Genomic DNA, 23,152 nt, shown 5'->3' with positions numbered 1-23,152 from the left:
TGCCGACGGCGCGACGGCCGGACTCGTCCGGCTCGGCCAGCCGCACCTGGAGGCGGACCGCGCCGCCCGTCGGGAGCACCAACGGTGCGTGCATCGTCAGTTCCTCGACCAGGTCGCAGCCGGCCTCGTCCCCGGCGCGGACGGCCAGTTCCACCAGCGCCGTACCCGGCACCAGCACCGACCCCTGCACCACGTGGTCCGCCAGCCACCCGTGCATCGCCGCCGACAGGCGGCCGGTGAACACCAGGCCGGCGGAGTCGGCCAGTTCGAGCGAGCCGGTGAGCAGCGGGTGCCCGGCGTCCCGGAGCCCGGCGGTCTCGGCCGAGGGCAGGAAGGCCGGGGCGTCCGTCCAGAACCGGCGGTGCTGGAAGGCGTACGTCGGCAGGGTGATCCGGCGCGCGCCCGTCCCGGCGTGGAGGATGGACCAGTCCACCGGTGCGCCGAGCACGTGGAGACGCGCCAGGGCCTCGACGAAGGTCCGCTCCTCGCCGTGTCCTCGGCGGAGCGTCGCGACCGGGACGGCCTCACCGTCGGGCAGCGCGCTCGCGGTGAGGGCGGTGAGAACGGCGTCGGGGCCGAGCTCCAGGAACCGGCGGACGCCGGCGGAGTGCAGGGTTCGGATCCCGTCGTCGAAGCGGACGGCCTCGCGGACGTGGCGCACCCAGTACTCGGGCGACTGGAGGTCCTCGGCGATCCCGCCGGTCAGGTTGGAGACGACGGGGATCGAAGGTGCCTGGAACGTCAGGCCGTTGAGGACCGCGCGGAAGCCGTCCAGCATCGGGTCCATCAGCGGCGAGTGGAAGGCGTGCGAGACCCGCAGGCGGGTGGTCTTCCGATCGGCGAAGTGCGCCTCGATCGCCGCGACGGCCTCCTCCGCACCGGAAACGACCACGGAGGTCGGCCCGTTGACGGCGGCGATCGACACCAACTTGTCGAGCAGCGGCCGGACTTCCTCCTCCGTGGCCTGCACCGCGAGCATCGCCCCGCCTTCCGGCAGCGCCTGCATCAACCGGCCCCGCGCCGCCACCAACGCACACGCGTCGGCCAGCGAGAACACCCCGGCCACGTAGGCGGCCGCGATCTCGCCGATCGAGTGACCGGCCACGAACTCCGGTCGCACGCCCAGTGATTCGACCAGCCGGAACAATGCCACCTCGACCGCGAACAACCCGGCCTGGGCGAACTCCGTCCGGTTCAAGCGCTCCTCGTCCTCACCCCACACCACCTCGCGCACCGGAACCTCCAGCACGGCGCACACCGCGTCGAAGGCCTCGGCGAACACCGGGAAGCGGCCGTACAACTCCCGCCCCATCCCCAGCCGTTGCGACCCCTGCCCGGAGAACAGGAACGCGGTCCGTCCGCCCGTGGCGACACCGCCCGGCTCCCGGCCGTCGGCGATCGCCCGCAGGCCGGACAGGAGTTCCGCCGTCCCGCAGCCGACCACCGCCGCGCGGTGTTCGAGCGCGGCCCGGGTGGTCGCCAGGGAGTACCCGACGTCCACCGGACGGGCGTCGCCGACCGCCGTCAGCAACCGTTCGGCCTGCGCGCGCAGCGCCTCCGGGGTGGCGGCGGACAGCAGCCAGGGGACGGCTGCCGGCTCGACCGGGTTCGACGGGCGGGTGTCGGCCGCCGGCAGCACGGCCGGGGCCTCCTCGATGATCACGTGGGCGTTGGTGCCGCTGATGCCGAAGGAGGAGACGCCGGCGCGCCGCGGACGGTCGCCCGGTGCCCAGGCCCGGCGCTCGGTCAGCAGCCGGACGGATCCGGCCGTCCAGTCGACCTGGGCGCTCGGCTCGTCGACGTGCAGCGTCGACGGCAGTTCGCCGTGGTGCATCGCCAGCACCATCTTGATCACGCCGGCCACCCCGGCCGCGGCCTGGGTGTGGCCGATGTTCGACTTGATCGAGCCCAGCAGCAGGGGCAGTTCACGCTCCTGGCCGTAGGTGGCCAGCAGGGCCTGGGCCTCGATCGGGTCGCCCAGTCGCGTTCCGGTGCCGTGTGCCTCGACCACGTCCACCTGGTCGGCGCCGAGGCGCGCGTTGGCCAGCGCCTGGCGGATCACCCGCTGCTGCGAGGGACCGTTCGGCGCGGTCAGGCCGTTGGAGGCGCCGTCCTGGTTGACGGCGCTGCCGCGCACCACCGCGAGCACCGGGTGCCCGTGCCGCAGCGCGTCCGACAGCCGTTCGACGACCAGGAATCCGGCGCCCTCGGCGAAGCCGGTGCCGTCGGCGGCGGAGGCGAAGGACTTGCAGCGCCCGTCGGAGGCGAGCGCGCCCTGTCGGCCGAACTCGGCGAACACCCCCGGCGTGGCCATCACGGTCACGCCGCCGGTGATCGCGAGCGAGCAGTCGCCCTGGCGCAGCGCCTGGACGGCCAGGTGCAGGGCCACCAGCGAGGAGGAGCAGGCGGTGTCCACCGCGACGGCCGGGCCCTCCAGGCCGAGCTTGTACGAGACGCGGCCGGCCACCACGCTGCCGTTGCCGTCGCTGCCCGGGTAGTCGTGGTACATCACGCCGGTGAAGACGCCGGTGCGGCTGCCGCGCAGGCCGGTCGGGTCGATGCCCGCACGTTCCAGGGCCTCCCAGGCGAGCTCCAGCGTGAGCCGCTGCTGCGGGTCCATCGCCAGGGCCTCGCGCGGGGAGATCCCGAAGAAGTCGGGGTCGAACTCGGCCGCACCGTCGAGGAATCCGCCCTCCAGGGCGTGGGCGCCGTCCTCGGTGCGGAACGCGGACAGGTCCCAGCCGCGGTCGGCGGGGAACGGCGAGATCGCGTCCGCGTCGGAGGTCACCAGCCGCCAGAGCTCCTCGGGGGTGGTCACCCCGCCCGGGTAGCGGCAGGACATGCCGACGATCGCGATCGGGTCGTGGTGAACGGCGGTCGGTGCCTCGGCATCCACCCCCGTCACCTGGACGGCGGGACGGACCCGGTCCTCGGCGAGGTCGAGCAGGGCGTCGACCAGGCCCGCGTCGCGGAGCCGGCGGGTCGGGATCGACTGCAGGGCGGCCCGCACCTCGGCCTCGGCGCGCAGCCCGTCGCCGGTCGCGGTTCCGGCGACCGCCGCCAGTTCGGCGAGGATGCAGTCGGTGACCGCCTCGGCGTTGGGGTGGTCGAAGGCGAGGGTGGCGGGCAGCCGCAGTCCGGTGCGAGTGTTGAGCTGGTTGCGCAGGTCGGTGGCGGCGAGGGAGTCGAAGCCGAGTTCCTGGAACGCGCGGTCCGGTTCGATCGCGTCGCCGGACTCGTGCCCGAGCAGGGCGGCCACATCGGCCCGGACGAGGTCGAGGACGGTGCGTCGCCGGTCGGCCTCCGGCAGCCCGGCGAGTCGGGCGGCGAGGCCACCGGTGGGCGCGGCCGGTGCCGGGGTGTGGGCCGCCGTGCGGCGAGCGCTCGGGACGAGGGCGCGCAGCAGGGCCGGGACCTGGTCGGTGCGGGCGCGCAGCGCGGCCCGGTCGACCCGGATCGGCACCAGGGCGGCCCGCTCGCTGCGCAGCGCGGCGGCGAACAGGGCCAGGCCGGCGTCGTGGCCGAGCGGCGGGACGCCCTGGGCGGCCATCCGGTTGCGGTTGAGCTCCCGCAGGTGCTCGCCGAGGCCGGCCCCGACGTCCCACATCGCGTAGGCGAGGGAGGTGGCGGGCAGGCCGAGGGCGTGGCGGTGGGCGGCGAGGGCGTCGAGGAAGACGTTCGCGGCCGCGTAGTTGCCCTGCCCGGCGGTCAGGACGAGACCGCCGGCGGAGGAGAAGAGGACGAAGGCGGAGAGCCGGTGCTCTCGGGTCAACTCGTGCAGGTACCAGGCGCCGTCGGCCTTCGGGGCGAGGACGGCGTCCATCCGCTCGGGCGTCAGCGCGCCGACCAGACCGTTGTCACCGACCCCGGCGGCGTGGACGACCGCCGACAGGGCCGGGATCTCCCCGACCAGGGCCGCCACGGCCGCACGGTCGGACAGGTCGCACGCACGGACCTCGGCGACCGCGCCCAGCGCGGACAGCTCCGCCACCAACTCGACGGCACCCGGGGCCTCCAGGCCACGGCGACTGGTCAGCACCAGGCTCCGCACACCACAGTCGGCGACCAGGTACCGGGCCACCACCGCACCCAAGCCGCCCGTACCGCCGGTGATCAGCACCGTGTCCTCGGCGACGATCGGCAACGGCCCCTCTGACGGCGGGAGTTGAGCCAGTCGCGGCACGAAGACCGCACCGCCACGTACGGCCGACTCCGGCTCGGCGGTGACCACCACCTCGCCATCAGTGTCCAGCAATGCGAAACGGCCCGGGTTCTCGGCCTCCGCCGAGCGCAGCAGACCCCACACCGGAGCCTGCTCCACCTCCACCGGCTCACCCTCCCGCACGGCCACCGCACCACGCGTCACCACGACCAGCCGCGAAGCCGCGAACCGCTCCTCGGACAGCCAGTCCTGGACGACACCCAACACGGTGTGGACGTACGCGCGGACCGCCGTCGGGACGTCCGTGGACACCGTGAGGCCCCCGCAGTCGAGGACGACGACGGCCGGCGCGGGCTCCGAGGAGCCGGAGACGTCCTCCCAGCGCGCCCAGGAGCCTTCCACCGCAGCCGGGTTCGGCAGCTCCGACCACTCGACCCCGTACAGCGGGTCGGTCGAGCCCAGCTGCTCCGCCGACACCGCCCGGCCCACCATCGAGTCCACGGCGAGCACCGGGCCGCCGGCCGGATCGACGAGGTCGAGCCGCAGCCCGCCACCGTCGAGCCGGACGATCCGCACCCGGACCGCCGAGGCACCGGCGGCGGACAGCGACACCCCGGTCCAGGCGAACGGGATCATGGTCTCCCGCTCGCCGCCGGCCAGGATCGCGGCGTGCATCGCCGCGTCCAGCAGCGCCGGGTGCACGCCGAAGCCGTCGGCCTCGACGCCCTCCGGCAGCGCGACCTCGGCGAACAGCTCGTCCCCGCGCCGCCAGGCCGCGCGGAGCCCCCGGAAGACCGGACCGTAGCCGAACCCGGCCTCCGCCAGGCGCTCGTAGGCGCCGTCCATCGGCAGGGCTTCCGCACCGACCGGCGGCCAGACGGACGCGTCGAACGACCCTGTCCCGACCGCGGATTCGGCCAGCGAACCCGCCGCGTGCCGCACCCACCCGGCCTCCGGATCACCGTCCGGCCGGGAGTGGATCCCCAACTCCCGCCGACCGGCGGCATCCGGGCCACCGACCCGTACGTGCAGTTGGACGGCGCCTTGCTCGGGCAGCAGCAGCGGCGCGGCCAGGGTCAGCTCCTCCAGCAGCTCGCACCCCGCCTCGGCGGCGGCCCGCAGCGCGAGCTCGACCAGGGCAGCACCCGGCACCAGCACGGTGTCCAGGACCTGGTGGTCCGCCAGCCACGGGTGCGAGTCCAACGACACCCGGCCGGTGAGCAGGAAGCCGTCCGTGTGCGACAGGTCGACGGAGGCGCCGAGCAGCGGGTGCGTCACGGTGTCGACGCCCACCGCGCCCGGGTCACCGAGCGGGGTCGTCGCGTCGAGCCAGTAACGGCGGTGCTGGAAGGCGTAGGTGGGCAGCTCGACCGTCCGGGCGCCGCGACCGGCGAAGAAGCCGGACCAGTCCACCACCGCCCCGGCCGTGTGCAGCCGGCCGAGCGCGCCGACCAGGCCGGCCGGCTCGTCCCGGTCCGCGCCGCGCAGAGCGGCGACGACGCAGGTGCCGGCGGCGGTCGGGTCGTCGAGGACGCCCTGCACCAGGTTGGTGAGGACGGCGTCGGGGCCGAGCTCCAGGTACCGGCGAACCCCTGCCTCGTGCAGGGTGCGGATGCCGTCGGCGAAGCGGACGGCCTCGCGGACGTGCCGCACCCAGTAGTCGGGGGCTTGGAGGTCGTGAGCGATCCCGCCGGTCAGGTTGGAGACGACCGGGATCGAAGGGGCTTGGTACGTCAGGCCGTTGAGGACCGCGCGGAAGTCGTACAGCATCGGGTCCATCAGCGGGGAGTGGAAGGCGTGCGAGACCCGCAGCCGGGTCGTCCGACGATCGGCGAAGTGCGCCTCGATGGACGCGACAGCCTCCTCCGCACCCGAGACGACCACGGACGTCGGTCCGTTGACGGCCGCGATCGACACCAACTCACCGAGCAGCGGCCGGACTTCCTCCTCCGTGGCCTGCACCGCCAGCATCGCCCCGCCCTCCGGCAGGGCCTGCATCAACCGGCCACGGGCCGCCACCAGCGCACACGCGTCCGCCAGCGAGAACACCCCGGCCACGTGCGCCGCCGCGACCTCGCCGATCGAGTGCCCGGCCACGAACTCCGGCCGTACACCCAGCGATTCGACCAGCCGGAACAGCGCCACCTCTACGGCGAACAACCCGGCCTGGGCGAACTCCGTCCGGTTCAGCAGCTCCTGGTCCGTCCCCCAGACCACCTCCCGCACCGGAACCCCCAGCGCGGCACACACCTCGTCGAAGGCCGCCGCGAACACCGGGAACCGGCCGTACAACTCCCGCCCCATCCCGAGCCGTTGCGACCCCTGCCCGGAGAACAGGAACGCCGTCGCCCCGCCCGCCCGGGCCGACGAGATGGCCGTGCCGGGGAGGAGTTCACCGCGGCTCAGCGCGTCCAGCCCGGCCAGCAGTTCCGCCCGGTCCGTACCGAGCAGCACCGCTCGGTGCTCCAGCGCGGAGCGGGTGGCCGCCAGGGAGTGGGCGACGTCGAGGGCGTCGAGTTCCGGGCGCGCGCCGAGGAAGGCGGCGAGCCGCCCGGCCTGCGCCCGGAGGGCGTCCGGTGTCGCCGCGGCGAGCAGCCAGGGCAGGGTGCCCGACTCCGGCCGGTCGGCGGTCGCTTCGGGCGCGGGTGCGGGCATCGCCTCGGGCGCCTGCTCGACGATCACATGGGCGTTGGTCCCGCTGATCCCGAACGCGGACACACCCGCCCGCCGGGGCCGGCCGGTCTCCGGCCAGTCCCGGGCCTCGGCGAGCAGTTCGACCGCGCCCTCGGACCAGTCCACGTGCGGCGAGGGCCGGTCGATGTGCAGCGACTTCGGCAGGACGCCGTGCTGCATCGCCAGCACCATCTTGATCACGCCGGCGACCCCGGCCGCCGCCTGGGCGTGCCCGAGGTTCGACTTGATCGAGCCGAGCAGCAACGGCAGTTCACGGTCCTGGCCGTACGTCGCGATCAGCGCCTGCGCCTCGATCGGGTCGCCCAGCGTCGTCCCGGTCCCGTGCGCCTCGACGGCGTCGACGTCAGCCGTCGACAGCCCGGCACTCGCCAGCGCCTGCCGGATCACCCGCTGCTGCGACGGCCCGTTCGGCGCCGAGAACCCGTTGCTCGCGCCGTCCTGGTTGACGGCCGTGCCACGGATCACCGCCAGCACCCGGTGGCCGTGCCGCCGCGCGTCGGAGAGCCGCTCCACGAGCAGCACGCCGACGCCCTCGGACCAGCCCACGCCGTCCGCCGCACCGGCGAAGGCCTTGCACCGGCCGTCCGCCGACAGGCCGCGCTGCCGGGAGAACTCGATGAACATGCCCGGCGTCGCCATCACCGTGGCGCCGCCCGCGAGGGCCAGCGAGCACTCGCCGCTGCGCAGCGCCTGGACGGCCAGGTGCAGGGCGACCAGCGAGGAGGAGCAGGCCGTGTCGACCGTCACCGCCGGGCCCTCCAGGCCCAGCGTGTACGAGACCCGGCCCGAGACCACGCTGCCGCCGCTGGTGCCCGAGGGGTTCGTGTTGAGCGCGTAGTCGTGGTACATCAGGCCGGCGAAGACGCCGGTCCGGCTGCCCCGCAGCGACAGCGGGTCGATGCCCGCCCGCTCCAGCGCCTCCCACGAGGTCTCCAGCAGGAGCCGCTGCTGCGGGTCCATGTAGAGGGCCTCGCGCGGGGAGATCCCGAACAGGCCGGGGTCGAAGTCGCCGGCGTCGTGCAGGAAGCTCCCGTGGCGGGTGTAGCTGCGGCCCTCCTTGCCGGGCTCGGGGTCGTAGAGGTTCCCGAGGTCCCAACCGCGGTCGGTCGGCAGCTCGGTCACCGTGTCGACGCCGTCCGTCAGGAGCTGCCACAGCGCCTCGGGCGAGGCCGCGCCGCCGGGGTAGCGGCAGGCCATGCCGACGATCGCGATCGGGTCGTCGGAGGTGTCCGGCCGGGGGTGTGTCTCGTCCGTCGGCGCCGGTTCCCGGCCCGCTCCGGCCAGGTCGAGGAGGTGGGCCGCCACGGCCCGGGCGTTGGGGTGGTCGAAGGCGAGGGTGGCGGGCAGCCGCAGTCCGGTGCGCTGGTTGAGGCGGTTGCGCAGGTCGGTGGCGGCGAGGGAGTCGAAGCCCAGCTCCTGGAACGCGCGCTCGGGCGTCACCTCCTCGGCGGAGGCGTGGCCGAGCACGGCCGCAACCTCCGTCCGGACCAGGTCCAGCGCCAGACGGCGGCGCTCGCTCTCCCCCAGCCCGGCGAGCCGCTGGGCGAGGCCGGTCGCGGCGGCGCGGCCGCTCGCGGGGAGCGCGGGCCGGCGGCGCGGGCCGGCGAGGCCGCGCAGCAGGGCGGGCAGCTCGTCGGTGCGGGTGCGCAGGGCGGCCCGGTCGACCCGGATCGGGAGGACGGCCGCGCGGTGGGTGCGCAGGGCGACGGCGAACAGGGCGAGGCCCGTCGCGTGGTCGAGGACGGGGACGCCCTGGACGGCCATCCGGTGGCGGTCGACCTCGGCGAGGTCGCGGCCGAGGCCGGCGCCGACATCCCACAGGCCATAGGCCAGGGAGGTGGCGGGCAGGCCGAGGGCGTGGCGGTGGGCGGCGAGGGCGTCGAGGAAGACGTTCGCGGCCGCGTAGTTGCCCTGCCCGGCGGTCAGGACCAGGCCACCGGCGGAGGAGAAGAGGACGAAGGCGTTGAGGCGGCGGTCCTGCGTCAGCTCGTGCAGGTACCAGGCGCCGTCGGCCTTCGGGGCGAGGACGGCGTCCATCCGCTCGGGCGTCAGCGCGCCGACCAGACCGTTGTCACCGACCCCGGCGGCGTGGACGACCGCCGACAGGGCCGGGATCTCCTCGACCAGGGCCGCCACGGCCGCACGGTCGGCCATGTCACAGGCACGGACCTCGACGGACGCGCCGAATGCGGACAGCTCCGCCACCAGCTCGGCCGCGCCCGGGGCCTCCAGGCCCCGGCGGCTCGTCAGCACCAGACTCCGTACGCCGCGCTCAGCGGCCAGGTAGCGGGCCACGACGGCGCCCAGGCCACCGGTGCCGCCGGTGATCAGCACCGTGTCCTCCGCACCGACGGACAACGGGCCGTCCTGCGTGGGGAGCTGGGTCAGGCGCGGCACGAGGACCGCCCCGGCGCGGACGGCGGACTCCGGCTCGGCGGACACGACCACCTCGCCGTCCGTGTCCAGCAGCGCGAAGCGACCCGGGTTCTCGGCCAGCGCCGACCGCAGCAGACCCCACACCGGCGCCTGCGCCACGTCCACCGGCTCACCCTCGCGTACCGCCACCGCGCCACGCGTCACCACGACCAGCCGCGAAGCCGCGAACCGCTCCTCCGCCAGCCAGGTCTGTACCGTGCGCAGGACGCGGTGCGTCACCTCGCGCACGGCGGCCGGGACGTCCTCGGCCGGAACGGGCACGGTCGAGCAGTCGAGGACGACCGTCTCCGGAGCCGGGCCCTCGACGGGCAGGGCGTCCCAGGCCGTCCACGCCGTGGCCGGCTCCGGGACGGCCGGCAGCTCGGACCAGTCGACCGCGTAGAGCGGATCGGCCGAGCCCAGCTGCTCCGCCGACACGGCGCGGCCCTGCACGGCGTCCACCGTCAGCACGGGAGCGCCCGCCGGGTCGGCGAGGTCGAGCCGCAGCCCGCCACCGTCGAGCCGGACGATCCGCACCCGGACCGCCGAGGCACCGACGGCGCGGAGCGCCGCACCCGTCCAGGCGAACGGGACCACGGTGTCGTCGCTCCCGGCATCCACGATGGCGACGTGCAGAGCAGCGTCGAGGAGGGCGGGGTGCACGCCGAAGCCCTCCGAGCCGACGCCGTCGGGGAGTTCGACATCCGCGAACAGCTCGTCCCCACGACGCCAGGCCGCGCGGAGCCCCTGGAAGGCGGGGCCGTAGCCGAACCCGGCCTCGGCCATCCGCTCGTACACGCCCTCCAGCGGCAGGGCCTCCGCACCGGTCGGCGGCCAGACCGAGGCGTCGAACTCCCCCGTCCCGACTGCGGATTCGGCCAGCGAACCCGCCGCGTGCTGCACCCACCCGGCGTCCGGATCACCATCCGGCCGGGAGTGGATCCCCAACTCCCGCCGACCGGCCGCATCCGGTCCACCGACCCGCAGTTGCAGTTGGACGGCGCCCTGCTCGGGCAGCAGCAGCGGCGCGGCCAGGGTCAGTTCCTCCACCAGCTCGCAGCCGACCTCGGCGGCGGCGCGCAGCGCGAGTTCGAGCAGGCCGGCGCCGGGCAGCAGGACCCGGCCCTGGACGACGTGGTCGGCCAGCCACGGGAAGGAGGCCGTCGACAGGCGGCCGGTGAGCACCAATCCGTCCTCGTCGGCCAGGTCGACCGCAGCGCCGAACAGCGGGTGCGTGCTGGCCGCGAGGCCGGCGGCACGGACGTCGCCGCCGTGGGCGGGTCGCGGGGCGGGCCAGAAGCGGCGGCGCTGGAACGCGTAGGTCGGGAGGTCGACGCGCCGGGCGCCGGTGTCGGCGAACAGGGCGGCCCAGTCGACCTTCGTGCCGTGGACGTGGAGGTGGGCGAGGGCCTCCACGAGGGTGTGTTCCTCGGGGCGGTTCCGGCGCAGGGCCGGGGCGGTGACGGCGTCGTCGGCCTCGCCGTCGGGCAGCGCGCTCGCGGTGAGGGCGGTGAGGACGGCGTCGGGGCCGAGCTCCAGGAAGCGGCGGACACCGTGATCGTGGAGGGTCCGGATGCCGTCGGCGAAGCGGACGGCCTCGCGGACGTGGCGCACCCAGTACTCGGGCGACTGGAGATCCTCGGCGATACCGCCGGTGAGGTTGGAGACGACGGGGATCGAAGGTGCCTGGTACGTCAGGCCGTTGAGGACCGCGCGGAAGTCGTCCAGCATCGGGTCCATCAGCGGCGAGTGGAAGGCGTGCGAGACCCGCAGGCGGTTCGTCCGGCGGTCGGCGAAGTGTGTCTCGATCGCGGCGACGGACTCCTCCGCGCCCGAGACGACGACGGCCAGAGAGCCGTTGACGGCCGCAATCGACACCAAGTCACCCAACAGCGGACGGACTTCGTCCTCGGTGGCCTGTACGGCGAGCATCGCGCCGCCGGACGGCAGCGCCTGCATCAGGCGGCCACGAGCCGCGACCAGCGCGCAGGCGTCCGCCAGCGAGAACACCCCGGCGACGTGCGCGGCCGCGATCTCACCGATCGAGTGCCCGGCCACGAACTCCGTCCGCACACCGAGCGATTCGACGAGTCGGAACAGCGCGACCTCGATGGCGAACAGCCCGGCCTGGGCGTAGTCCGTCCGGTTCAGCAGCTCCTCGTCCGCACCCCAGACGACATCCCGCAACGGCAGCTCGAACTGCTCGCACACCGCGTCGAAGGCCGCCGCGAACGCCGGGAAGCGGGCGTACAACTCCCGGCCCATCCCGAGCCGTTGCGAGCCCTGCCCGGAGAAGAGGACGGCGCTACGACCCTCCGTAGCCACACCCCGCGCCACCTCGACACCGTCCACCAGCACCGCGCGGTGCACGAAGCGCGACCGACCGGCGAGCGTCAGACCCACGTCCAGAGTCGACAAGCCGTCGAGCTCCGCGAGTTGCGCGGCCTGGCCGTCGAGTGCGACCTCGGACTTGGCCGATACCACCCAGGGCATCGACGCCGGGGCGACCGAAGCCTCCTGCGCGGCCTCGGGTTCGACCTGCTCCAGGATCACGTGGGCGTTGGTGCCGCTGATCCCGAAGGAGGAGACGCCCGCCCGACGCGGACGGTCGGTGGCCGGCCACGCGGTGCCCTCGGTCAGCAGCTCCACCGCGCCCGCCGTCCAGTCCACGTGCGAGGACGGTGCGTCCACGTGCAGGGTGCGGGGAAGTGTCCCGTGCTGCATGGCGAGGATCATCTTGATCACGCCGGCCACACCGGCCGCCGCCTGGGCGTGTCCGATGTTCGACTTGATCGAGCCGAGGAGCAGGGGCAGTTCACGGTCCTGGCCATAGGTCGCGAGGAGCGCCTGTGCCTCGATCGGGTCGCCCAGCGTCGTCCCGGTGCCATGCGCCTCGACGGCGTCGACATCGGCCGGTGAGAGTCCGCCACTGGCCAGCGCCTGCCGGATCACCCGCTGCTGCGAGGGCCCGTTCGGCGCGGTCAGACCGTTCGACGCGCCGTCCTGGTTGACCGCACTGCCACGCAGCACGGCCAGTACGCGATGCCCGTTGCGCCGGGCGTCCGACAGGCGCTCCAGCACGACCATGCCGACGCCCTCGCCCCAGCCGACCCCGTCCGCCGCGTCCGCGAACGACCGGCACCGCCCGTCCGCCGACAGCCCGCCCTGCCGCGAGAACTCCACGAAGGTGTTCGGGGTGGACATCACCGTCACCCCGCCGGCCAGCGCCAACGAGCACTCACCACTGCGCAGGGCCTGCGCGGCCAGGTGCATCGCCACCAGAGAGGACGAGCAGGCGGTGTCGACCGTCACCGCCGGGCCCTCCAGGCCCAGCGTGTACGAGACCCGGCCCGAGGCCACGCTCCCCGCGCTGCCGCTCCCCTGGTACCCCTCGAACTCGCCACCGCCGAGCAGGCTCGCGTAGTCCGCGTACATCACGCCCGCGAACACACCGGTCTTGCTGCCGCGCAGCGACACCGGGTCGATCCCCGCCCGCTCGAACGCCTCCCAGGACGTCTCCAGCAGCAGCCGCTGCTGCGCGTCCGTGGCCAGCGCCTCCCTCGGGCTCATCCCGAAGAACTCGTGGTCGAACTCCCCGGCCGTGTACAGGAATCCACCGGAGCGCGTGTACGACGTGCCGGTGTTATCCGGGTTCGGGTCGTACAGTGCTCCGACGTCCCAGCCGCGGTCGGTCGGGAAGTCGGACACCGCGTCCACGCCGTCGGCCACCAGGCGCCAGAGGTCCTCGGGCGAGGTCACCCCGCCGGGGTAGCGGCACGCCATCCCCACGAGCACGATCGGGTCGTCCGACAGGGGCGCCAACGTCCCGGGGACGTCGACCACGCTCTCGGTGCCGAAGAGGCCGTCCAGTAGGAAGCCGGCGAGGGCGTGGGCGGTCGGGTAGTCGAACACCACGGTCGCCGGGAGCCGGAGGCCGGTCACGGTCCGCAGCCGGTTGCGCAGTTCCACCGCCGTCAGCGAGTCGAAGCCGAGGTCCTGGAACGCCCGCGACGGGTCGACCGCCGCACCGCCCTGGTGCCCGAGCACCACGGCGATCTGCTCGCGCACCAGCTCCAGCACCGCCGAGCGCCGCTCCTCGTCACCGAGGGCGGCCAGGCGCTGCGCCAGGCCCGCGGCCACCGCCGATCCGGCGACCACCGCGCGCCGCACCCGTCCCCGGACCAGGCCCCGCAGCAGTGCGGGCACCTCGCCGTGCGCGGCCATCGCGGCCGGGTCGAGGCGGACGGGCAGGACGGCCGGGTGGCCGGTGGAGAGCGCGGCGTCGAAGAGGGCGACGCCCTGGTCCGGGGAGATCGACGGCAGGCCGAGTCGGGCGATCCGTTCGGCCTCGGCGTCGGTGAGGGTGCCGGTCATCCCGGCCACGCCGGACCACGGGCCCCAGGCCAGCGACACGGCCGGCAGGCCCAGCGAGCGCCGGTGCACCGCCAGCGCGTCCAGGTAGGCGTTGCCCGCCGCGTAGGCGGCTTGGCCCGCGCTGCCGAAGGTTCCGGCCATGGAGGAGAAGAGGACGAAGACCTCGGCGCTCTCGGCCGCCCGGTGCAGGTTCCACGCCGCGTCCGCCTTCGGACGCAGCACCGCCGACAACCGCTCGGGAGTCAGCGAACCGACCACGCCGTCATCGATCACCCCGGCCGTGTGGACGACCGCGCGGATCTCGTGCCGGGCGAACAGCTCCGCCACGGCGGCCTCATCCGCCACGTCGCAGGCCTCGACCACGCCGTCAGCACCCAACTCGTTCAGCTCGGCGAGCAGTTCGTCGACACCCTCGGCGTCCGCGCCACGCCGGCTCACCAGCAGCAGGCTGCGCACACCGTGCTCGGCCGCCAGGTGCCGGGCCATGACCCGGCCCAGGCCGCCCGTGCCGCCGGTGATCAGCACCGCGCCCTCGCTCGGCCACACCACCGGTTCCGCCGCAGGTTCCGTCCGGACCAGCCGGACGGCGGACAACTCGCCCTGCCGGAGGAGTAGTTGTGGCTCGTCCAGGCCCAGGGCGGAGGACAGGTCGCCCTCGCCGACCAGGTCCACCAGCCCGAACCGGCCCGGCTCCTCCGACTGCGCCGACCGCACCAGACCCCACACGGCCGCGCCCGCCAGGTCCTCACCGGCCACCACGCCACCCGTCACGAAAACCAACCGGGAGGCGGCGAAACGCTCCTCCGCCAGCCAGCCCTGCACCAACTCCAAGGCCCACGCCGACCGCTCATGGACCTCCCCAACAATGGATCGGACCACCACCACCGGCGGCACCTCCACCGGCACCTCCGCCAGTGAGGCCACCTCCACGAACTCCGCCGCGACCGGCTCCACCGGCACCCAGTCCACCCGGAACAGGCCGTTGCGGCCGACCGACGCCACCGCACCCGTCGCCACCGGCCGGACGACCAGCGACCCGACCGAGGCCACCGGACGCCCCTCGATGTCGGCGACCGTCAGCGACATCCCGCCACCCGCCGTCGGCGTCAGCCGCACCCGCACGGCCGAAGCCCCCGAGGCGTGCAGCGCCACGTCCTCCCAGGCGAACGGCACACCACCGTCCCCGCCCGCGTCCGCCAGCGCGAAGCCGTGCAGGCAGGCATCGAACAGCGCCGGGTGCAGGCCGTAACCGGCCCCCTCGGCCCCTTCCGGCAGGGCCACCTCGGCGAACACCTCGTCCCCACGGCGCCAGGCCGCCCGCAGACCCCGGAACGCCGGACCGTACCCGAACCCGGCCTCCGCCAGCCCCTCGTACAGACCCGTCAGGTCCAGCGCCTCGGCACCGACCGGCGGCCACACCGAGGCATCGAAGGCCACCGGTGCCGCACCCGTCCCCAGCACACCACTCGCGTGCAGGGTCCAGTCGGCCCCCGCCTCGCCGTCCGGCCGGGCGTGCACGGTGACGGCGCGCCGTGCGGACGCGTCCGGCTCACCGACCCACACCTGCACCCGGACCCCGCCCCGCTCGGGCAGGACCAGCGGCGCCGCAAGGGTCAGTTCCTCGACCAGGTCGCAGCCGACCTCGTCCCCGGCCCGCACCGCCAGCTCCACCAGCGCCGTGCCCGGCACCAGCACCGACCCCTGCACCACATGGTCCGCCAGCCACCCGTGCATCGCCGCCGACAGGCGGCCGGTGAACAGGTAGCCGTCGGTGTGGACGAGCTCGACGGCGGCTCCGAGCAGCGGGTGCTCGGCCACGCCGAGGCCCGCGAGCCGGACGTCGCCGCCACGGGTGAGCGTGACCGCCGGCCAGTACGGGCGGTGCTGGAAGGCGTACGTCGGGAGGTCGACGTGCCGGGCGGCGGTGCCGGCGAACAGCGCGGACCAGTCGACGGGCGCGCCGGAGACGTGCAGGTGGGCCAGGGCGGTCAGTACGGTCGTGTCCTCGGGCCTGCCCTTGCGGAGCGCCGCGGCCAGTACGGCGTCACCGGAGAGCGCGCCGGCGGCCATGCCGGTGAGCACACCGTCCGGGCCGAGCTCCAGGAAGCGGGTGACTCCCGCCGCTTCCAGCGCGCGGACGCCGTCGGCGAAGCGGACGGCCTCACGGACGTGCCTCACCCAGTACTCGGGCGACCGAAGGTCCCCACCGATCTCGCCGGTCAGGTTGGAGACGACCGGAATCGAAGGAGCGTGGTACGTCAGACCGTTGAGGACGTCCCGGAAGTCGTCCAGCATCGGGTCCATCAGCGGCGAGTGGAAGGCGTGCGAGACCCGCAGCCGGGTGGTCTTCCGGTCGGCGAAGTGCGCCTCGATCCCGGACACCGCCTCCTCCGCGCCCGAGAGGACGACGGACCGAGGACCGTTCACGGCCGCTATCGACACCAACTCGCCCAGCAACGGCCGGACTTCCTCCTCGGTGGCCTGCACGGCGAGCATCGCCCCACCGGACGGCAGCGCCTGCATCATCCGGCCACGGGCCGCCACCAGGGCGCAGGCGTCGGCCAGCGAGAACACCCCGGCCACGTGCGCCGCCGCGATCTCACCGATCGAGTGCCCGGCCACGAACTCCGGCCGCACGCCCAGCGATTCAACGAGTCGGAACAACGCCACCTCGACCGCGAACAGCCCGGCCTGGGCGTAGTCGGTCCGGTTCAGCAGCTCCTCGTCCGCACCCCACACCACCTCCCGCACCGGCAGCTCGAACTGCTCGCACACCGCGTCGAAGGACGCCGCGAACACTGGGAAGCGGCCGTACAACTCCCGGCCCATCCCCAGCCGTTGCGACCCCTGCCCGGAGAACAGGAACGCGCTCCTGCCCTCCATCGCCGCCCCCCGCGCCACCTCGACACCGTCCACCAGCACCGCGCGGTGCCCGAACCGCGACCGCCCCGCCAGGGTGAACGCCACATCCTCGGCCGGGAGTTCGAGAGGCTCCGCCAGCCGCACCAGCTGCGCTTCCAGTGCCTCCGGCGTCTTCGCCGATACCACCCAGGGCATCGATCCCGCCGCGCCCGCGGCGTCCGGTACGGCCTCGGGTTCGGCCTGCTCCAGGATCACGTGCGCGTTGGTGCCGCTGATCCCGAAGGAGGACACACCGGCCCGACGCGGACGGTCGGTGGCCGGCCACGCCGCGCCCTCCGCCAGCAGCTCGACCGCACCCGCCGTCCAGTCCACGTGCGAGGACGCCGCATCCACGTGCAGCGTGCGCGGCAGCGTCCCGTGCTGCATCGCCAGCACCATCTTGATCACGCCCGCCACACCGGCCGCCGCCTGGGCGTGCCCGATGTTCGACTTGATCGACCCCAGCAGCAGCGGCAGTTCACGGTCCTGCCCGTACGTCGCCAGCAGCGCCTGCGCCTCGATCGGGTCACCCAGCGTCGTCCCGGTCCCGTGCGCCTCGACGGCGTCCACATCCGCCGTCGACAGCCCCGCACTCGCCAGCGCCTGCCGGATCACCCGCTGCTGCGACGGCCCGTTCGGCGCCGTCAGCCCGTTCGACGCACCGTCCTGGTTGACCGCCGAGCCGCGCAGCACCGCGAGCACCCGGTGCCCGTTGCGCCGGGCGTCCGACAGCCGCTCCAGCACCACGACCCCGACGCCCTCGCCCCAGCCGACCCCGTCCGCCGCCTCCGCGAACGATCGGCACCGCCCGTCCGCCGACAGCCCGCCCTGCCGCGAGAACTCCACGAAGGTGCCCGGCGTCGACATCACCGTCACGCCACCGGCCAGCGCCAACGAGCACTCGCCGCCGCGCAGGGCCTGGGCCGCCAGGTGCATCGCCACCAGCGAGGACGAGCACGCCGTGTCGACCGTCACCGCCGGACCCTCGAACCCGAAGGTGTAGGAGACCCGCCCGGAGGCGACGCTCGGGGCGCTGCCGTTGCCCCGGAAGCCCTCGAACTCCTCGCCGTCCAGCAGCGCGCGGTAGTCGGTGTACATGACGCCCGCGAACACGCCGGTCCGGCTGCCGCGCAGCGACACCGGGTCGATGCCCGCCCGCTCGAACGCCTCCCAGGAGGTCTCCAGCAGCAGCCGCTGCTGGGCGTCCGTGGCCAGCGCCTCACGCGGGCTCATCCCGAAGAACTCGGGGTCGAACTCCCCGGCGTCGTGCAGGAAGGAGCCCATCCGGGTGTACGAGGTGCCCGGTGCCGACCGGTCCTCGCTGTGCAGCGCGTCGAGGTCCCAGCCGCGGTTCGTCGGGAACTCCGACACGGCGTCCACACTGTCCGCCACCAGCCGCCACAGCTCCTCGGGCGAGCGCACCCCGCCCGGGTAGCGGCAGGCCATCCCGACGATCACGACCGGATCCTCCGACGGCGCGAGCACCGCCCGGGGAGTCTCCACCACGGTCTCGGCGCCGTACAGGCCCTCCAGCAGGAAGCCGGCCAGCGCGCCCGCCGTCGGGTAGTCGAACACCACCGTCGCCGGCAGCTGGAGACCGGTCACCGACCGCAGCCGGTTGCGCAGCTCGACCGCCGTCAGCGAGTCGAAGCCGAGGTCCTGGAACGCCCGGGACGGGTCGACCGCCGCGCCGCCCTCGTGTCCCAGCACCACCGCGATCTGCTCGCGCACCAGCTCCAGCACCGCCGAGCGCCGCTCGTCACCGCCCAGCGCGGACAGCCGCTGTGCCAACGCCGCCGACCCGGCCGACCCCGCGACCACCGCGCGTCGGACCCGGCCGCGCACCAGGGCGCGCAGCAGCGCGGGCACCGGCTCCTGGGTCCGCAGCACGGCGAGGTCCAGGCGCACGGGCAGGATCGCGGGCTCGCCGGTCGCGAGCGAGGCGTCGAAGAGGGCCGCGCCCTCGGCGGGGGCGAGCTCCGGCAGGCCCGAGCGGGCGATCCGGTGCAGGTCGACCTCGGCGAGGGTGGCGGTCATGCCGCCGTCGCGGGTCCACGGGCCCCAGGCCTGGGAGACGGCGGGCAGGCCGAGCGTACGGCGGTGCACCGCCAGGGCGTCCAGGTAGGCGTTGCCCGCCGCATAGGCGGCCTGGCCCGGGCCGCCGAACACGCCGGAGACCGAGGAGAACAGCACGAAGGCCGCCAACTCACGCTCTTCGGTGGCCTGGTGGAGGTTCCAGGCGGCGTCCGCCTTCGGGCGCAGCACGGCCGACAGCCGGTCGGGGGTGAGCGAGCCGATCACGCCGTCGTCGATGACCCCGGCCGTGTGGACCACCGCACGGATCTCGTGCCGGGCGAACAGCTCCGCGACGGCCGTCCGATCGGCCACGTCGCAGGCCTCGACGGCCGCCTCGGCTCCCGACTCGGCCAGCTCGACGAGCAGTTCGTCGACACCCTCGGCGGCCGGGCCGCGCCGGCTCACCAGCAGCAGGCTGCGCACGCCGTGCTCGGCCACCAGGTGCCGGGCGATGACCCGGCCCAGGCCGCCCGTCCCGCCGGTGATCAGGACGGTGCCCGCACCGGCCCAGGCCACCGGCTCGTCCGTGCCGCGGGCGGCACGCGCCAGCCGGGCGGCCAGCACCCGGCCGTCCCGGAGCAGCAGTTGCGGCTCGTCCAACCCGAGGGCGGCAGGGGTCAGTTCGCCGTCCCCCGCGATGTCCACGAGCCCGAACCGGCCCGGCTCCTCCGACTGCGCGGATCGCACCAGGCCCCACAGAGCAGCTCCGGCGAGGTCCTCACCGGCCACCACGCCGCGCGTCACGAACACCAGCCGGGAGCCCGCGAACCGCTCCTCCGCCAACCAGCCCTGCACCAACTCCAGGGCCCACGCCGACCGCTCGTGCACCCCCTCGACAACCGGTCGCACGACCACCACCGGCGGCACCTCCACCGGAACCTCCGCCAGCGAGGCCACCTCCAGAAACTCCGCCGCGACCGGCTCCACCCGCACCCAGTCCACCCAGAACAGCGCGTCCCGGCCCGCGGCCGTCGCCGCACCGGCCGGGGCCGCCGCCCGCAGGGCCAGCGACCCGACCGAGGCCACCGGCAGTCCCTCGGTGTCGGCGACCGCCACCGCGACGGACTCCTCGCCGGTCCGGGTGACCCGCACCCGCACCGCCGAGGCGCCGGAGGCGTGCAGCGACACCTCCTCCCAGGCGAAGGGCACCACGCCGTGCGGCATGCCGTTGACGGCCGTCACGTGCAGGGCGGCATCCAGCAGCGCCGGGTGCAGGCCGTAGCCGGCGCCCTCGGTGCCCTCCGGCAGCGCGACCTCGGCGAACACCTCGTCGCCACGGCGCCAGGCGGCCCGCAGGCCCTGGAACGCCGGGCCGTAGGCGTACCCGCCGTCCGCCATGCCCTCGTACAGGCCGGTGAGGTCGACCGCCTCGGCGTCCATGGGCGGCCAGGTCGAGGTGTCGAAGGCCGTGCGGGTGTCGCCCACGGCCAGGGCGCCGGTCGCGTGCTGGTCCCAGCCGCGGCCGTCGGCGCCCTCGGGGCGGGAGGCGATCACGAAGGTACGCCGGCCGTTCTCCTCGGCCGCGCCGACGCGCAGTTGCAGCTGGACGCCGCCGTGCTCGGGCAGCACCAGCGGCGCGGCCAGGGTGAGTTCCTCGACGCGGTCGCAGCCGGCCTCGTCGCCCGCCCGGACGGCGAGTTCGAGGAAGGCGGTGCCGGGCAGCAGGACCTCGCCGCGGACGACGTGGTCGGCGAGCCAGGGGTGGGTCTGCCGGGAGAGTCGGGAGGTGAACAACAGGCCGCCGTCGTCAGAGAGTTCGAGGGCGGCGGTGAGCAGCGGGTGGTCGGCGGCGGCCAGGCCGGCGGCGCCCAGGTCGCCGGTGCCGGTCGGGGCGGGGGTGGGCCAGTAGCGGCGGTGCTGGAAGGCGTAGGTGGGCAGGTCCACGGTGCGGACGGCGGTGCCGGTGAACAGGGCGGCCCAGTCGACGGTCGCGCCGGTGACGTGCAGTCGGGCGAGCGCGGTGAGGACACCGGGCTCCTCGGGCCGGTCCTTGCGGAGGACGGAGGCCAGTACGGCTTCGCCGGTGAGGGAGTCGGCCGCCATCGCGGTGAGCACACCGTCCGGGCCGAGCTCCAGGAAGCGGGTGACGCCGGCCGCCTCCAGGGCGCGGATGCCGTCGGCGAAGCGGACGGCCTCGCGGACGTGCCGCACCCAGTAGTCGGGCGACTGGAGGTCGCGGGCGATCCCGCCGGTCAGGTTGGAGACGACCGGGATCGAAGGGGCAAGGTACGTCAGGCCGTTGAGGACCGAGCGGAAGTCGTCCAGCATCGGGTCCATCAGCGGGGAGTGGAAGGCGTGCGAGACGCGCAGCCGGCTGGTCTTCCGGTCGGCGAAGTGCTGACGGATCGCCTCGACGGCCTCCTCCGTGCCGGAGACGACGACGGACCGAGGGCCGTTGACGGCCGCGATCGACACCGACTCGCCCAGCAGCGGGCGGACTTCCTCCTCCGTGGCCTGCACCGCGAGCATCGCCCCACCGGACGGCAGGGCCTGCATCAGCCGACCACGGGCGGACACGAGTGCACACGCATCCGCCAGCGAGAACACCCCGGCCACATGCGCGGCCGCCACCTCGCCGATCGAGTGCCCGGCCACGAACTCCGGCCGCACACCCAGCGATTCGACCAGCCGGAACAGCGCCACCTCCACCGCGAACAACCCCGCCTGGGCGAAGGAGGTCCGGTTCAGCAGCTCCGCGTCGTCGCCCCACACCACCTCGCGCACCGGCAGGTCCAGCGCGGCACACACCTCGTCGAAGGCCGCCGCGAACACCGGGAACCGGCCGTACAACTCCCGTCCCATGCCCAGCCGTTGCGAGCCCTGACCGGAGAACAGGAACGCCGTCCCGCCACTTCGCACCACACCCTCGACGACCCCGGCCGCACCCGTACCCGCCGCGAGAGCGCCGAGCCCGCGCAGCAGCTCCTCCCGCTCCGAACCCACCACCACGGCCCGGTGGTTGAGCAGCGACCGGCTGGTCGCCAGCGACCACGCCAGGTCCCCGGTCGGCTGTCCGGCCGCACCGGCGTCCAGCAGCCGTGCCGCCTGGGCGCGCAGCGCGTCCCCGGTCCGGCCGCTCAGCACCCAGGGCAGCACACCCGGCGCCGGTGCCGCGTCCTCGGGAGCCGCGACGTCGGCCGCCTCCTCGGCCTGTTCCAGCACCACGTGCGCATTGGTCCCGCTGATCCCGAACGCCGACACCCCGGCCCGGCGCGGCCGGCCGGTCTCCGGCCAGTCCCGGGCCTCGGCCAGCAGTTCGACGGCCCCCTCCGTCCAGTCCACGTGCGAGGACGGCTCGTCGACGTGCAGGGTGCGCGGCAGCACCCCGGCGCGCAGGGCCATCACCGTCTTGATCACGCCCGCCACGCCGGCCGCCGCCTGGGCGTGCCCGAGGTTGGACTTGACGCCGCCGAGGTACAGCGGTCGGTCGGCGGGCCGGTTCCGGCCGTAGGTGGCCAGCAGGGCCTGGGCCTCGATCGGGTCGCCCAGGGTGGTGCCGGTGCCGTGCGCCTCGACGGCGTCGACCTGGTCGGGGGTGAGCCGGGCGTTGGCCAGGGCGGCCTGGACGACCCGCTGCTGGGAGGGTCCGTTGGGGGCGGTCAGGCGGCTGCTGGCGCCGTCCTGGTTGACGGCGGTGCCGCGGACCACGGCCAGCACCTCGTGCCCGAGGCGTCGGGCGTCCGAGAGCCGTTCGACCAGCAGCACGCCGACGCCCTCGGCCCAGGAGGTGCCGTCCGCCGCCTCCGCGAAGGGCTTGCACCGGCCGTCGGGGGCGAGCCCGCGTTGCCGGGAGAACTCGGTGAACAGCCGGGTGGTGGGCATGACGGCGACGCCGCCCGCGACGGCCAGCGAGCATTCGCCGGCCCGCAGCGCGCGGACCGCGAGGTGGAGGGCGACCAGGGCGGAGGAGCAGGCGGTGTCGACGGTGACGGCCGGGCCCTCCAGGCCGAGGGTGTAGGAGATCCGGCCGGAGAGCACGCTGACGGCTCCGCCGGTGAGCAGGTGGCCCTCGGTCTCCTCGGCCTGCCGGGCCAGCGAGCCGTAGTCGGTGTCGGCGCCGCCGATGAACACGCCGGTGTCGCTGCCGCGCAGCGCGGCGGGGGCGATCCGGGCGCGTTCGATCGCCTCCCAGGCGGACTCCAGCAGGAGCCGTTGCTGCGGGTCCATGGCGAGGGCCTCGCGCGGGGCGATGCCGAACAGTTCGGCGTCGAAGTCGGCCACGCCGTCGAGGAATCCGCCGTGCCGCACATAGCTCTTGCCGGGGGTGCCGGGGGTGGGGTCGTAGAGCGCCGCGGTGTCCCAGCCACGGTCGGTGGGGAGTTCGCCGATGGCGTCGGCGCCGTCGGCGACCAGCCGCCACAGGTCCTCCGGGGTGCGCACGCCGCCGGGGTAGCGGCAGGCCATCCCGATGATCGCGATCGGCTCGGCGTCCCTGGCCTCGACGGACTCCAGCCGCAGCCTGGTGCGCCGCAGGTCCGCGGTGACCTTCTTGAGGTAGTCGCGGAGCCTGTCCTCGGAGGTGCTGGCCAT

The 23,152-nt window shown here is 74.7% G+C and carries 1 protein-coding gene (running past one end of the window); it reads right to left on the bottom strand.

The window, feature by feature from the left end; translation table 11 throughout:
* Window positions 1-23,152, bottom strand: partial view of an SDR family NAD(P)-dependent oxidoreductase gene (locus ACIP4P_RS06010; protein WP_400915200.1) — the 5' portion only. 7,343 nt of this gene lie to the left of the window's left edge; only the first 23,152 of its 30,495 coding nucleotides appear in the window; it begins with the start codon at window positions 23,150-23,152; the stop codon falls past the left edge of the window.

This window comes from Kitasatospora sp. NPDC089509, assembly GCF_044749365.1.
Taxonomy (GTDB): domain Bacteria; phylum Actinomycetota; class Actinomycetes; order Streptomycetales; family Streptomycetaceae; genus Kitasatospora.
This window is presented reverse-complemented; position numbering and strand designations above follow the sequence as displayed.